Here is a 15,557-nt window from a genome sequence, read left to right on the forward strand (position 1 = left end):
ACCGTCAGGCAGATTGCGTTGCAGATAAGGCATTTGCGCTGCGGAGTGAAAGGAAGAGTATGGATTCCAATTCGGGTAGCGAAGGCTCCGGATCTTTCACCTGGGGGGTGATCGCCGGTTTGCTGGTTCTGTTAGGCGCAGGCGGCGCGTATTTTTCCGGCGCGTTTGATCGCACACCTCTGGACCCAGCGCCGCAAACAGATGTGGCGGAGGATGCGTCAGAGAACACCTCTGTAGCTTCCGACACAGGGGATGCCCCGCAGACCGACGATACGGATACGGATACGATAGAAGCCGAGGCGTCGACAGAAGGGGCGGACGAAACTGCTGAACCGGTAGCGGATGTTGCCGAAGTTGCACCTCCGGTCCTGGATCAGATCTTTGTTGAGCCTGACGGGAATGCTGTTCTGTCCGGAAATGCAGAACCCGGCGCCAAGGTGCGGGTATTGCTGGGCGGTGAGGCAGTTCACAGCTTTACCGTTGATGACAGCGGCCAGTTTGCAGAATTCGTGTCCATTCCGTTTTCCACCGCCGCACGCGGTCTGACGCTGGAAACCGATGGGGTCGATCAACCTGTACGCTCTGATGACTATCTGATTGCGGCATTGCCCGAACCTGAACCAGAGGTCGCATCGGTCGATACTGCAGAAACCACCGCAGCCGACGAATCCGCAGGCGGCGACGAAACCGAGGCGGGGCAGGTCGCTCAAACCGACGACACATCTTCCGAAGAAACGACAGATTCCACGCAAGGACAACAGGTTGCGATCCTGCGATCGGGGGAAGACGGGGTCGAGCTTGTCCAACCTGCGACGCCTCAGAGCACCGAACCTGATCAGGTTGCGTTGGATACGATCGGGTATTCAGACACGGGTGAGGTCGAGCTGACCGGCCGCGTGGCTGATGGTTCCGCGGTACGCGTGTACCTGGACAACCAACTGGTCGCCGATATGCAGCCCACGGATGATGGAAAATGGCGCAGCGAGATCGAAGGCATTGATCCCGGTGTGTATACGCTGCGTGTGGATGAGGTTGCCTCGGACGGCACGGTTAAAAGCCGTCTGGAAACCCCGTTCAAGCGTGAGCCTCTAGAAGTTCTGAGCGTGGCCGAAGTGGACGATGGGCCTGCACCCTCTCAGGAAACACCGGCCATCCGTTCGGTTACAGTACAAAAGGGTGATACGCTTTGGGCTATCTCTCGGGAACGATTTGGCGATGGTGTCTTGTATGTCAAACTGTTCGAGGCCAACCGAGGCGCGATCCGCGACCCGGATCTGATCTATCCGGGGCAGGTATTCACCATTCCGGAATAATCCTGTACCTCTGACCTTCCGGGGTCAGGGGCACTCTCTGACCGCAGTTCCGGTACGTGAAGAGACGAGTAGCCCCGATGAATTCCGACAATATCCCAAAATTGGACGCGCGCAGCTCTGGCTGGCGTACAATCCGGAAAGTTGCGCCTTATCTCTGGCCCGAGGATGAGCCCTGGGTTAAGCGCCGCGTTCTGATTGCTATGGGCATGTTGGTTCTGGCCAAGTTGATCGCGGTCTACACCCCGATTTTGTACAAAGGCGCGGTTGATAGCCTGGCGGGCGAGGGCGTTCCCCCCGTAGCGCTGGGTGCTGTTGGGTTGACGGTGGCATATGGTGTCGCGCGCATGATGACTGTTGGTTTGCAGCAGTTGCGGGATGCGGCCTTTGCTCCTGTCGGGCAGCGGGCATTGCGCGCACTGGCATTGGAAACTTTCCAGCATATCCACCAGTTGTCGATGCGCTATCACGTGACGCGGCGCACGGGCGGTCTGAGCCGTATTATCGAGCGCGGCGTAAAAGGGGTCGAGTTCCTCTTGCGTTTCCTGCTGTTTTCCATCGGGCCTTTGATCCTTGAACTGCTGCTTGTTGCGATCATTCTGATGTGGCTGTTTGATGTCTGGTATCTGGTGGTCGTCGCGGCAACGATCGCGCTGTATATCTGGTTCACATTTGCGGTGACCGAGTGGCGCGTGAAACTGCGCCGCGAGATGAATGATCAGGATACCGAGGCGAACCAGCGCGCCATCGACAGCCTGCTGAATTTTGAAACCGTCAAGTATTTCAATGCCGAAACGCGTGAAGCTGAACGGTATGATGTGTCAATGAAAGCCTATGCGGGGGCGGCTCTCAAGACGGCGTATTCTCTGGCGTTTCTAAATTTCGGGCAGTCCTTTCTGATCACCTGCGGATTGATCGGTGTAATGGTCTTGGCAGCCATTGGGGTGCAGGCCGGGACGCTGACCGTGGGCGATTTCGTTATGGTCAACGCCTATATGATCCAGATTACCGTACCGCTGAATTTTTTGGGTACGGTGTATCGGGAAATCCGCCAATCTCTGGTCGATATGGGCCAGATGTTTGACCTGTTGGAACAACCCGCCGAAGTGGTCGACAAGACCGATGCACCGGATCTGGATGTAACAGGGGGTGAGGTTACCTTGCATGATGTACAATTCGGATATGATGCTGAGCGGGAAATTCTCAAAGGTGTTTCCCTAACCATTCCTGCGGGCCAAACCGTAGCGATTGTGGGTGCGACGGGGTCGGGTAAATCCACCATCGGTCGGTTGCTGTTCCGGTTCTACGATGTCACCGGGGGTGCGCTGAAAATTGATGGGCAGGATGTGCGCGACGTCACGCAGACCAGCCTGCACGCGGCAATCGGAGTGGTGCCGCAGGATACCGTGCTGTTTAACGATACCATTCGCTATAACATTGCCTATGGACGCGACGGGGCCACGCAGGAAGATGTCGAAGCCGCCGCCCGGGCTGCCCAGATCCACGATTTCATAGTCACGTTGCCCGAAGGCTATGACACCACAGTCGGTGAGCGCGGGCTAAAGCTGTCGGGTGGGGAAAAGCAGCGGGTCGGTATTGCCAGAACGCTGCTGAAAAACCCGCCGATCCTTTTGCTGGACGAGGCAACATCGGCGCTGGACACAGATACCGAACAAGACATCAAGGATGCTTTGGCCCATGCGGGCGAGGGGCGTACGGTTCTGACGATTGCCCATCGCCTGAGCACAATCGCCGAGGCAGACAGTATTGTAGTGCTAGAGCGTGGCAAAATCCTGGAGCAAGGCACGCATGATGAATTGCTGAAACGTGAGGGGCGTTATGCCCAGCTTTGGAATCGCCAGCAATCGGATATGCAGGCGGCCTGATAGGCGGCCCAAACTATGTTACACTACAGATCACGCATCTGAGGTATTGTTATGCATAAATATTTCCGCAAGTTCATTGTGCCAGCCATAGCGGCAATTGCCACACTTACACCGGTCTATGCGCTTGGAGACCCCATCATCGGAATTTGGAAGACCGAGCCGGACCGAAAGAACCTCGTCTCTGACATCAAAATTACAGCCTGCGGTGACAAGTTCTGTGGTCAGATTTTATCTGCATATGACGCCAGCGGAAAAGCAGTACAGACGCCGAATATCGGAAAGAAACTGTTCTGGGATGTCGGCAGCCAAGGCGGTGGCAAATATGGCGGGGGTGAATTCTGGGTACCGTTAGTGGATGTTGATGCAGTTCCGCAAATGACGCTGAAGGGTGACACTCTGATGGTCAAAGGGTGTGAACATCACATTTGTGCGCATCAAACCTGGACGCGCGAGTAAAACAGGGCTGGATTGCCCAACCCTGTTGCTCTTTATTCGGCTGCTTTCAGCGGTGAACCGGTCGGTTCTTTCCCAGAACTGTCAGCGCTCGGATCGTCGGTACGCAGCTCATCATCCCAGACCATTTCGGTTGCCTGAGCATTCATCGCGGCTTTACCGATGGCCATATCCAGCGCCACCTGGCTGGATTTTCCCGCTGTAGCACGAGCCAAAATCTTACCCAACCAGATGGCATAGGTTGTCACCCAGACCCGCATAGCCAAAAGCGAAGGCGTCACGATCAGCGTCAGTACCGTCGCGATACCAAGGCCAAAGACAACTGCGGTTGCCAGCTGTTTCCACCACAGCGCTGTGGGGCTGTTGATCGAATACCCGCCGTTGATAAAGTCCAGCGACAGCCCGAACATCATCGGGGTAAGGCCAGCCATCGTGGTGAGTGTGGTCAACAGAACCGGACGAATGCGTGCCTCGGCGGTGCGTATGATCGCCTCGATCCTTGGCATGTACTGGCTATATTCCTGATAGGTGTCGATCAGAACAATGTTGTTGTTCACCACGATCCCTGCCAGAGCCACAATACCCGTTCCTGTCATGATGATCGAGAAGGGCTGTTGCATCACCATCATACCGATCAGAACACCTGTTGTGGACAGTACCACGGCCAGCAGAACTAGGATCGAATTGTAGAACGAGTTGAACTGCGCGAGCAGAATAACGAACATCAGCCCCAACGCGCCCATAAAGGCATTCACAAGAAACGCCCCGGATTCGGCCTGATCCTCCTGATCACCTGTCCATGTCCAGCTGACGGAACTGCCAAAAGGATCGGTTTCCAGCCATTCAGTCAACACAACAATCCGTTCGTTCGGGTTAATCAGACTGGTGCGCGCGTCACCGGATTCGATCAGCGTGCGCAAATCATCGGTGCTTTCTGCCTCGGTCAGCATGATCAGTTCGAACTGAGTCCCATCGGGAAATGCCAATGCGGTAGCTGTTGGGATTTCATCCTCTGCGAGTTCACGCACCACTGCCAATCTTTGATCGGCGCCATCCGGTCCTGTGACCACAACATTGCTCAGGCCGGGCTCAACATCCGCCTTCACGTCAAAATAACGTTCCTGATCGACACGGTTGATTTCGGCCAGTTTGGCGACTGGTTTGCGCGAGACAAAGTTGGACAGTGGCACCAAACCATCGACCGTGCGGACCTTGAGCGTGTCAAGCGTTGACAAGACACGATCCTGATCAGGCAGGCGAACACGGATTTCGATTTCATCATCCACGTTGTCCGGGCGCATTTCGCCCAGCAAAAGGCCACGCGTAACAAGCTGTACCATCGCACCGACAGTGGCTACGTCTGCGCCAAATCGGCCTGCCTTGGCGACATCAACGTCAATCTGCCAGTCGATGCCGGGCAGGGGCAGAGTATCTTCGATCTTGATAAGGCCCGGGGTGGCGTCGAATGTCTCACGCGCGGCCAAGGTGGCTGATGTCAGCTCTTGCCAGCCATCGGCCTTGATCCGCAGATGGACAGGTTTGGAAGAGCCTGGCCCTTGCTCAAGCGGCAAGGTCTCAACGATGATCCCCGGTAGCTGCGCAAGCTCCCTGTTCAACTCTTCCAGAACATAGTCGCCGTCATAGTCTGGCGCTACTGTGTGCCGGTCCAACAATCCTCCGAAAATCGGTTCCGAGACGTTCGGTCTGTCTTCCCAAGGGATGATTTCGAACTGAACCTGACCAACGGTATCCGCCGGGGATTGGCCACCAGGTCCACCGGTGTCCAAACCACCTTCACCAGCGAATGCAAAGACGTTGATAACAGCCGGGTGCGCACTGATAATCTCTTCTGCGGCGAGTACCATCTGGTCCTTTTCGGCCAAAGAGATATTGCCGCGCGCACGGACATAGGCCGTGGCCTGCTCTGGTTCGCTTTCAACGAAGAATTCAACACCGCGGTTGTTTTTCCCAAATACGGTCATGACTGAAGCTACAGCAAGGCCAATCACCACAATTGATACAATCGGCATGATCGGGTTGCCCACAAGGAATTTCACCACATGCCCAAAGCGTGTGTGTTCGCGGCTGGTCTGCACATGCTCAACCGGGGCGCGTTCGATTTTTGCCGCGCTCAGGGTGACCGACCCGGCAAACGCACCTAGCATGAACAGGATCATTCCAAGAACCGAACTACCTGAATCGACCAGGTAGTCCGGGTTCAGTGTCTGCATCGCCCCCAGGAAGATCAGGTATAACGACGGGGGAACCATCGCTGCCCGAACCCACCAGGCTGTTCGCGCCCTCAGCCAGTTCGACGACCGGTCAAACACGCGGCTCAGGCGGCCGGAAACGCCGCCCATCACGGGCAGGTAGATCAGTGCAACGATTAACGACGCCGACAAAACGAATATCAGCGTAACTGGCAGCATCCCCATGAATTCGCCCGGAACACCGGGCCAAAAGAGCATAGGCAAGAAGGCGCATAATGTCGTAGCTGTCGAGGATACGATCGGCCAGAACATCCGTTGTGCAGCTTCGACATAGGCATGCATGGGACCCACGCCCTCGTTGATCCGCTTGTCGGCATATTCAACCACCACGATGGCCCCGTCGACCAGCATTCCGACCGCAAGAATCAAACCGAACATGACGATGTTCGAAATGCTGACCCCCATCACCGCAAGGAATGCAAAGCACAGCAGGAATGAGGTTGGAATCGCAAAACCCACCAGCAGGGCGGCACGGGTCCCAAGCGAGGCCAGAATGACAATCATAACCAGCGCAATAGCGGTTAGAACCGAACCCTCAAGCTGGCTGACCATCGACCCTACGATCCGGCTCTGGTCGTTCGAGGTGCCCAGTTTGATCGCCGCCTGCATCTCGGCTGGCCATTTGGATTGGGCCGCTGCGATAGAGGCTTTGACCTCGTCGACCGTGTCGATCAGGTTATAGCCTTTGCGTTTGACGACCTGCAGTGCCACGGTGGCCTCGCCGTTGAAGCGGGCGGTGCCTTCGCGATCTTCGAAAGTATAGTTGATTTGCGCCAGCTCGCCCATGGTCACGACGCGGTCGCCATTGACCTTGACGGGTAGGTCATACACGTCCTGGGCGGTCTTGAAAGACGAAGGGATCTTGACCGAGAAGGTGCCTTGATCGGTTTCTACCTCACCAGCGGCGATCAGCTGGTTGTTGTTCTGAACAACATTGATCAGCTCGGCGGCGGTAACGTTATACGCTTCCAGCCGGAGCGGGTCGATGATCACTTCTAGCAATTCGTCTCGATTGCCGGCTATCCCTGCCTCAAGCACGGAATCCAATGCTTCCAGATCATCCTGCAAATCTTTGGCGACACGGGCCATTGTTCTTTCAGGAACAGCCCCGGTCAGATTGACAATCACAATCGGGAATTCAGAAAAGTTGATCTCGGTCAGGGTATATTGCTCAGCCCCTTCAGGAAAATCGGCCTGGGCGCTGTTCATGGCGTCGCGGACATCGGCCATGATCGCCGTCTTGTCCCATCCAAAATCGAATTCCAGCGCGACACCGGCATAGCCTTCGGCAGCCGTCGACGTCATTTCTTTGAGACCGTCCAGATCAGCCAGCTCGGTTTCCATCGGCTTGACCAGCAGGTTTTCAGAGTCTTCAGCGGAAATGCCGGGGAACTGAACCGAGACGAAAAGCGCAGGGATTTCGATATCCGGCTCACCTTCTTTCGGCAGGCCAACATAGGCGTATCCACCTACGATCAAGGAAATCGCGATAAATGCCAGAACCATTCGGGCTCGGCCAGCGGCCCAGCTTACTATTCCGGTCATTGCACTGCATCCCGATAAGTTGGCTCAACCATCACGCCGCGAGTCACGAATTCTTGCCCGACAATGATGATGTCCGCCGTTTCCGGCAACCCGTCAACCCAGACACCTTCGGAGGTGTCGCGCAACAAAGTGACCGGCAGGAAATCCACAATGTTCCCATTTCCAACGGTCCGTACACCAACTTTGCCATCGTTATTCAGCGTCAGTGCGGACTGAGGCAGCAGATGTGCCTTGGTCCCTTCAGCCGAGATTCGGATGTCCGCAGTCTGACCGTCCCGAATTGTCAGGTCGGGGTTAGGAACGGTAATCTCGACCTCAAAGGTCCGGGTGGTCTCATCGGCCGACCGGCTAAGGAAGGTGACCCGCCCAGAGACCTGAAGCCCCGAGATCAGCTGGGCCGAAGCCTCGGACCCTACGATGATCCGGTTCACATCTGCCTCGGGAACAAACCCGACCAACTTGATTGGGTCCAACTGGATCACAGTCGCACACAGCGACCCTGGTTGCATAAGGCTTCCAAGCTCAGCTGTGTCACTTTCTAACAGACCCTTGAATGGGGCTTCGATCGTCTGGCGTTCGATTTCACGTTCGGCTGCCTCGACTTCGGCTGATGCCGCTTCGATACCGGCGCGTGTTGCTTCCAGCCCGGCTTCGGCGCTTTTGATACCAGCCTGGGCTGTACTCATTTCTGCCTCGCTGGAAATCCTGCGGGTTTCCGACCCAAAACCGGTCTCTGATAGCTTTCGTGCGGCTTTCAAGTTGATTTCGGCTTCGGCTACGCGCGCATGTGCCTCCAGCAGACGCGCTTCGGCTTCGGGCACCCGGCTTTTGGCTTCAAGCTTGGCGGCTGCTGCTTCGGCCAGGCTTGCCGGACGGGTGCCTGGATCCAGCTCACATAACAAATCACCGGCTTCGACAAAACTGCCCTTGCGCTTGGGTTCTGATACGACAGTTGACGTCGTTTCGGCCAGAACTTCGACCTCGCGGTTTGCTCTGGTTTGTCCACGCAGAGTCACTGCACTGTCTACTTCGCGGGCGACAGAGCGCTGTGCAACTACACGGATTACGTGCCGATCCTCTGCGGGAATTTCAGAAGATTCTGCCTCGGACGTAGTGCCCGGGTTTGAATCATCGCGGCCGGCGAATGCTAATAATGCATCCCTTTCGAATACCAAATAGAACAAGGCAACAATCACCAAAAAGGCGTTTACGAATGAAATCAAACGCATACAGGGTCTCTCCCAGAATTCTTTGCCGACTGTCCCTCGGCGCGCATGCTTAGAAATGGGGGCGGGGCCTCATCTTTTCTACACTAAACTGAATAGTTCGGTTCACTTTTTTCTGCAAGGGTATCCGCAGGTGGGGGAATTGTATGAAATCGGACCCTTGGCTTGGCAATGGCAGCGGGGTATGACATTGCCCAATATCACAGAATACAAGCCCGGGGAGCAGGGATGAGCGACGTCGACAGTTTCATTGATGAGGTGACCGAAGAGGTGCGCCGCGACCGCCTGTTCTTGCTTTTGCGCCGTTGGGGTTGGGTTGGCGTAGTGGCGGTTGTTCTGATCGTTGGTGGTGCCGCGTTCAACGAACTGCGCAAGGCGCGCGCAACCAGTCAGGCACAGGATCTGGGAGATGCGATTCTGGCCGCTATGGCACAGAATGAGTCCGCCGATCGTGCCGATGATCTTGCCTTGGTACCTGCACCAACACCCGGTGGAGATGCGATTGTCAAGATGCTGCTTTCTGCCTCGCAGACCGAAATCGAGTCCGGGCAGGGCGCTGTTGAGAGTCTGAACGCCATTGCGGTTCAGGGTGATCTGCCTGAAATTTACCGGGCCATCGCGACCTTCAAGGCTTTGCTGCTGCAAAGCGAGACAATGCCGGTAGCAGACCGGCGTCAGCAATTCGAAGCGCTGGCCGTGCCTGGAGCCCCATTGCGGTTGCTGGCAGAGGAGCAACTGGCACTGATCGAAGTGTCCGAAGGTCAAGTCGATGCCGCCATTTCCCGTTTGCAGGCAATGCGGCAGGACGCTGAAATCGGCGTAGATCTGCAGCAACGTGCAACACAGTTGATTGTTGCGCTGGGTGGTGAACCGGAACCGCTGGTCGCACGGCAAAGCTGAACCGGTAGAAAATAAATGACAGGCAAGTTCGGAGTATCATGGTGATTAGTCTCTTCCCCCGTATTGGGTTGCCGGTCGCGGTTGTTTCCCTGACATTGCTGGCGGCTTGTCAGGAGCCCGAGGTCATCCTGCCCGGAGCTCGTGAGGACATCCGACCCACATCCGACAATGAAACGGTTGAGACCCAGGGGGCCAAGCCAATCAGCCTTCCCGCCCAGACGGCCAATGCCAACTGGTCGCAAAGCCCGGGAACCGCTGCGTATCGGACGACAAATGCCTCTTTGCGTAATACTCCACAGAAACTGTGGTCAACGTCGATCGGTGATGGAGATTCGCGCAAGCAGCGCATCACGGCCGAGCCGGTCGTTGCAGGTGGTTTGGTCTACACGCTGGATTCCGGAGCGACCGTTTCAGCGGTCTCACCGCAGGGGCAGGTTGCCTGGAGTACAGATCTAATCCCTGGCACCGACGGGGATTCGGATGCAACTGGCGGTGGATTGGCCTATGCCAATGGCGTTCTTTATGTGTCTTCTGGTTTTGGTCGCCTGACCGCTCTGGATGGCAAATCCGGTGCCATTCGTTGGCAAAAGCGCCTGAATGCTACGGGCAGCGGCTCACCTCTGATCAATGATGGCCTGCTGTATCTTGTCGCCGGAGATGAAATCGGATGGACGATTGATACAAAAGATGGGCGCATCCTCTGGCAGGTTCAGGGCACCCCAAGCGTTGGCAATGTGTTGGGCGCGCCTGCGCCGGTGATTGCCTCGGATTTCTCGGTGTTTGCATTTGGCTCGGGCGATATAGCTGCAACCTTCCGCAGAGGTGGTATTCGCCGCTGGAACGCGTCGGTTGCTGGTGGGCGTCGCGGGCGCGCCGCAGCGCAGATCGTTGACGTAACAGGCGGTCCGATGGTGGTCGGCGATACCATCTATATCGGCAACCATTCAGGCCGCACCGTGGCATTCGATTCCACTTCGGGTGAGCGGAGATGGACCGCGGATGAAGGCGCCGTTGATACGGTTTGGCCGGCTGGAAACAGCATCTTCCTGATTAGTGATCGCAGTCAGTTGGTGCGTCTGGATGCCTCGGATGGCTCGATTGTGTGGGCGCAGGACTTGCCTGGATTCGTCAAGGACAAGCCCGGTCGGCGTGGCGCAATCTATGCGCATTACGGGCCGATCATGGCTGGTGGGCGTATCGTTGTTGCATCGAACGATGGTTATCTAAGGTTCTATAACCCGCTCGACGGCACGCTGGTTCACCGCGTCGAGGTTCCCGGCGGTGCCACTACGGCGCCAGTTGTTGCCGGGCAAACCTTGTACGTCGTTTCGACCAAAGGTGAACTGCACGCTTTCCGTTGACGACAAGATGCGCTAAAGGGCGCGTCTGAGTCTTGAAAGTTGAGTAACATGTCCCTGACCCTCGCTATCGTGGGGCGCCCCAATGTGGGCAAATCCACTTTGTTCAACCGCCTCGTCGGCAAACGACTGGCATTGGTCGACGACCAGCCAGGTGTTACGCGCGATTTGCGCGAAGGCGAAGCGCGTCTGGGCGATCTGCGCTTTACCGTTATTGATACGGCGGGTCTTGAGGATGCGACAGACGACAGCCTTGAAGGCCGGATGCGACGCCTGACCGAGCGCGCCGTGGACATGGCTGATGTGTGCCTGTTCATGATCGACGCGCGTGTGGGGTTGACGCCCACAGATGAGATGTTTGCCGAGATTCTGCGCAAACGATCGAAACACGTGATCCTTGCGGCCAACAAAGCCGAAGGTTCGGCGGCTGATGCCGGTGTGCTCGAAGCTTATAATCTGGGTCTGGGCGAGCCGGTCCGCCTGTCGGGTGAACATGGCGAAGGGATGACCGATCTTTACGCACATCTGATGCCTCTGGCGGATGCTGCTGCGGAAAAAGCGATCGAAGAAGCGCCCGTAACTGATATCGAGCTTGATGAAGACGGCGAAGCCGTAACCCCGTTGATCACCGACGCCAAGCCGTTGCAAGTTGCCGTTGTTGGTCGCCCGAATGCCGGAAAATCCACCCTGATCAACAAGATCGTTGGCGAAGATCGCTTGTTGACCGGACCCGAGGCCGGGATCACACGCGATGCAATCAGCCTGCGGATCGACTGGGCCGACCCCGAGGGTGAAAGCACGCCGATGCGGATCTTCGATACGGCGGGGATGCGCAAAAAAGCCAAGGTACAGGAAAAACTTGAGAAGCTTTCTGTATCGGATGGTTTGCGTGCAGTAAAATTTGCCGAGGTTGTGGTGGTGTTGCTGGATGCGGCGATTCCGTTTGAACAGCAGGATCTGCGCATCGCGGATCTGGCCGAACGCGAGGGCCGAGCCGTCGTTGTCGCCATTAACAAATGGGATATCGAAGAGGACAAGCAGGAAAAACTGCGCGATCTGAAAGAATCGTTCGAACGTCTTCTGCCGCAGTTGCGCGGCGCTCCACTGGTCACGGTTTCCGCCAAAACAGGGCGGGGGCTTGAGCGCCTGCGTGCTGCTATCCTACGCGCCCATGATATCTGGAACCGGCGTGTGCCGACTGCTGCTTTGAACCGTTGGTTGATCGCAATGCTGGAACAGCACCCGCCGCCAGCGCCGCAGGGTCGCCGGATCAAGCTGCGGTATATGACACAGGCCAAAACCCGCCCCCCTGGATTCGTGGTTATGTGTTCGCACCCCGACAAGATGCCTGAAAGCTATAACCGTTATCTGGTCAACGGCCTGCGTGAGAGTTTCGATATGCCCGGGACCCCCATCCGACTGACCTTGCGCGGACAGGGAGACAAGAACCCTTATAAGGGACGGCGTAAGAAAAACGCAGGTGCCTTGGCCAAACATTTGAAGGGACGCGCGTAACTGCGCCAATCTGTTGCATTTTTCATCTCGGGGCGTGACAGCCCTTTGATGGCGCGCTAGCATTCGTTGGCGCGCTTTCGTTTCCAAGCGTGTTGCTTGTTTGCGGGAAGACCGCACTCATTTTTAGAATCACATTGCAACGGGCCATTGTGGGGAGCCGACGGAATGGATTTGAGAGAATACACACGTCAATACGCGGTTCAGGACAATGGATTGGCCGCGATCAGCTACTTTGGGACTTTCGCGGTTTATTTCTCATCGTTGGCGTTAGCCATCATCTATGTGGACCGCTGGTACGTCATGATGCCTGCCGGGGTGGTTTTCGCGTTTTCCGCTGTTCGCCTTTACGTGCTGCAGCACGATTGCGGGCATCATTCGCTATTTGTAACGCGTGCACAGAATGAATGGGCAGGGCATGGGCTTTCCCCGTTCACTTTCGCTCCATTCGAAGTGATGAAGCAAAACCACAACCTGCATCATTCCGGCATCGGCAATCTGGAACATCGTGAGACCGGCGAAATTCATACCATGACCGTGCGGGAATGGAATGCGGCGAACTGGTGGTCGCGGCTGTATTATCGCCTATACCGCAACCCGTTTGTGCTGGTACCGGTCGGAGCACTGTTTACTTATTTCATTCGCTACCGCTGGCCCAAGAATACGGTGCGGTTCGGCGTCAAAGGCGTGCTGCTGCACAACCTGTCGATCCTGATATTCCTGGGCCTGCTGTATCTGATCGCCGGTGCGACCGGTATTTTGGTTTGGGTGGCCTTTTCCTTCCTTGGCGGGATGCTGGGAGTTTTCCTAGTCTATCTTCAGCATAATTTCGAAGACACATACTGGGACCGTCGCCCAGATCTGGATCCGAAATTGGCTGCGCTGCAGGGGTCGTCGGCGCTGGATTTCGGCTGGTGGTTTGACAATGCGGTGGCCTGCATCACATTGCACGATATACACCACTTCAACGCGCGCATCCCCTCTTACCGGCTGCGGGAATGCCACTATAACCTCCCGTCCGAGTATACGCCGCGCCGGATCAAATTCCCCGAGGCGGTAGCGGCTTTGAATCTGAAACTTTGGGATGAGGACAACAAACGGCTTGTACCTTTCCCTCCTAAGGATCAATCCCGGGGGCTGGCCCGTAGCAGCTAGCCGGTATTCCGGCCCGATGTGAGAAGGAAAGGAACTCTGATGACCGCAGTGACCGATGTAAAGGGTGTAGGCGAGGCGCTTGGGCAAGCGTTGATTGCCAATGGCTTCAAGACCGCAGAAGACCTTGCGAGCGCGAAACCCGCAGAGCTCGTCAAAGTTCCCCGCATTGGTGTGGCACGGGCACCGGTTCTTATTGCGGCGGCGAAAGCAGCCGTTTTAGCCAAAACCACGACTGCGCGCGCAGCAACCAAGCGCCCAGCTGCTCGGAAGGGCGTTACTGCTGCCTCCCGGAAGCGGGCTGAGGAAACCGCCCAGAAGGCTGCTGAAGAGAAAGCCGCTGCTGAAGCCAAAGCGCGAAAAAAGGCCAAGGCAAAAGCCAAGGCTGAGAAAGCTGCCAAAAAGCTGCTGGAAATGGAGGCCGCATTCTCAAAGGCAAAGGACAAGGTGAAAGCCAAAGCCAAAAAGGATAAAAAGTCCAAAAAGGACGACAAGAAAAAAGATCAAAAAAAACAGGACGCCAAAGAGAAAGTCGGCAAGAAGAAGAGTAAGAAAAAAGATAAGAAAAAGGCGAAGAAGTAGACCTCCTCCACCTTTTGATTTTCTCAGGACCGGCGCAGTTGGTTAGCGCCGGTTTTCTTATGCCAGCGTGCCGTCCCGCTGCAAGGTCAGTTTACCGCCAAGATAGGGGGCCAGAACCTTGGGCAAGGTCACAGTACCATCGGCGTTCTGACCATTTTCCAGCACGGCGATCAAGCAACGACCGACAGCCAGGCCGGAGCCGTTCAGTGTATGGACGTATTCCGGTTTGCCACCCGCTTCGGGGCGGAACCGCGCGTTCATGCGGCGGGCCTGAAAATCACCACAAGTCGAGACCGAGCTGATCTCGCGATAGGTATCCTGTCCGGGCAACCATGCCTCGATGTCATAGGTACGGCGCGCGCCAAAGCCCATGTCGCCCGTACACAGGATCACGGTGCGATAGGGTATGCCCAATTTTTCTAGAATACCTTCGGCGCAGCGTAACATGCGCTTTTGTTCCTTATCCGATTTGTCCGGATGGGTGATTGAGACCATCTCGACCTTTTCGAACTGGTGCTGGCGCAGCATCCCACGGGTGTCTCTGCCAGCGCTGCCAGCCTCGGACCGGAAGCACAGGGAATGCGCGGTATAGCGGCGAGGCAGATAGCTTTCGTCGATCAGCGTTTCATTGACGATATTGGTCAGCGACACTTCGGAGGTCGGGATCAGCCACCAGCCTTCACGGGTCTGATAGCTGTCCTCGCCAAACTTCGGCAGTTGCCCGGTGCCCTGCATCATTTCGGACAGAACCAGAACCGGGCCGTTGACCTCGGTTAGTTCGTTTTCGTTGATATGTGTGTCCAGCATGAACTGCGCCAATGCGCGGTGAATGCGGGCTACGCCACCGGACAGCAGCACAAAACGCGAGCCGGACAGTTTCGCGGCAGTCTCAAAATCCATACCGGTCTGGACGGCTTCGATCTCAAAATGCTCTTTGGGCGCAAAATCCAGCGTGGGCGGAGTGCCCCAGCGGTTGACTTCGACATTGTCGTTTTCATCCGCGCCTTCGGGCACATCTTCGGCGGGCAGGTTGGCGATGCGGATCAGTTGATCGGTCAGAAGGGCGTCCAGATCCTTGGCCTCGGTCTGCATCTGGGCAATCTCGGCCTTTTTCTCGGCGACCAGCGCGCGCAAGCGCTCGAACTCGACCTCATCGCCACGCCCCTTGGCCGCGCCCACCTCTTTAGAGGCTTTGTTCTGCTCGGCCTGAGCGGTTTCGGCGGCCAGAATCTTGGCACGGCGGCTTTCGTCCAGGCGCAACAGGTCCGACGACACCGGCGCGTCCCCACGGCGCGCAAGGGCGGCGTCGAAAGCGGCTGGGTTTTCGCGTATGGCGCGGATGTCGTGCATGGTTCAGGTCCTT

11 protein-coding genes are annotated in these 15,557 nt (G+C 56.6%); 8 read left to right on the forward strand and 3 right to left on the reverse strand.

Features of this window, described 5'->3' with window-relative positions:
• Nucleotides 1–59: 59 nt before the first annotated feature.
• From AC2FHW_RS03825 to AC2FHW_RS03835, 3 genes are all read left to right on the forward strand, one after another.
• Complete coding sequence (locus AC2FHW_RS03825) at nt 60–1,313, forward strand: LysM peptidoglycan-binding domain-containing protein (RefSeq protein WP_271947741.1); 1,254 nt, start codon at nt 60–62, stop codon at nt 1,311–1,313.
• A gap of 77 nt (nt 1,314–1,390) precedes the next feature.
• On the forward strand, nt 1,391–3,196 hold the full coding sequence (locus tag AC2FHW_RS03830; RefSeq protein WP_142633058.1) for an ABCB family ABC transporter ATP-binding protein/permease: 1,806 nt from the start codon (nt 1,391–1,393) through the stop codon (nt 3,194–3,196).
• A gap of 51 nt (nt 3,197–3,247) precedes the next feature.
• On the forward strand, nt 3,248–3,652 hold the full coding sequence (locus AC2FHW_RS03835) for a DUF2147 domain-containing protein (protein ID WP_142633060.1): 405 nt from the start codon (nt 3,248–3,250) through the stop codon (nt 3,650–3,652).
• Between the two features lie 32 nt (nt 3,653–3,684).
• On the opposite strand, the gene AC2FHW_RS03840 is transcribed toward AC2FHW_RS03835, so the two are convergent.
• Nucleotides 3,685–7,464, reverse strand: coding sequence for an efflux RND transporter permease subunit (locus tag AC2FHW_RS03840; RefSeq protein ID WP_496821450.1), 3,780 nt, complete (start codon nt 7,462–7,464; stop codon nt 3,685–3,687).
• The gene (locus AC2FHW_RS03845; protein ID WP_271947728.1) at nt 7,461–8,693 is read right to left on the reverse strand and encodes an efflux RND transporter periplasmic adaptor subunit; all 1,233 of its coding nucleotides are present in this window, start codon (nt 8,691–8,693) and stop codon (nt 7,461–7,463) included. The genes AC2FHW_RS03840 and AC2FHW_RS03845 overlap by 4 nt, the downstream gene beginning before the upstream one ends.
• 225 nt (nt 8,694–8,918) lie before the next feature.
• Here AC2FHW_RS03845 and AC2FHW_RS03850 point away from each other — a divergent pair, with 225 nt between their 5' ends.
• The 5 genes from AC2FHW_RS03850 (at nt 8,919) to AC2FHW_RS03870 (ending at nt 14,194) form a co-directional block, all read left to right on the forward strand.
• Nucleotides 8,919–9,590, forward strand: coding sequence for a hypothetical protein (locus tag AC2FHW_RS03850; RefSeq protein WP_142633066.1), 672 nt, complete (start codon nt 8,919–8,921; stop codon nt 9,588–9,590).
• A 38-nt stretch (nt 9,591–9,628) separates the two neighbouring features.
• Nucleotides 9,629–10,951 carry a PQQ-like beta-propeller repeat protein gene (locus AC2FHW_RS03855; protein ID WP_271947724.1) on the forward strand — a complete coding sequence of 441 codons (1,323 nt, stop codon included), beginning with the start codon at nt 9,629–9,631 and terminating at the stop codon, nt 10,949–10,951.
• Nucleotides 10,952–10,999: 48 nt separating this feature from the next.
• Nucleotides 11,000–12,463 carry a ribosome biogenesis GTPase Der gene (gene der, locus AC2FHW_RS03860; protein WP_142633070.1) on the forward strand — a complete coding sequence of 488 codons (1,464 nt, stop codon included), beginning with the start codon at nt 11,000–11,002 and terminating at the stop codon, nt 12,461–12,463.
• 165 nt (nt 12,464–12,628) lie between these two features.
• Nucleotides 12,629–13,615, forward strand: coding sequence for a fatty acid desaturase (locus AC2FHW_RS03865; RefSeq protein ID WP_496821452.1), 987 nt, complete (start codon nt 12,629–12,631; stop codon nt 13,613–13,615).
• A 39-nt stretch (nt 13,616–13,654) separates the two neighbouring features.
• Entirely contained in the window at nt 13,655–14,194 is a 540-nt protein-coding gene (locus AC2FHW_RS03870) for a helix-hairpin-helix domain-containing protein (RefSeq protein WP_496819994.1), read from the forward strand.
• 57 nt (nt 14,195–14,251) lie between these two features.
• Here AC2FHW_RS03870 and serS read toward each other — a convergent pair whose 3' ends face one another.
• Nucleotides 14,252–15,544, reverse strand: coding sequence for a serine--tRNA ligase (gene serS / locus AC2FHW_RS03875; RefSeq protein ID WP_496679900.1), 1,293 nt, complete (start codon nt 15,542–15,544; stop codon nt 14,252–14,254).
• Nucleotides 15,545–15,557: the final 13 nt, after the last annotated feature.

The organism is Ruegeria sp. YTSA108, from assembly GCF_059610185.1.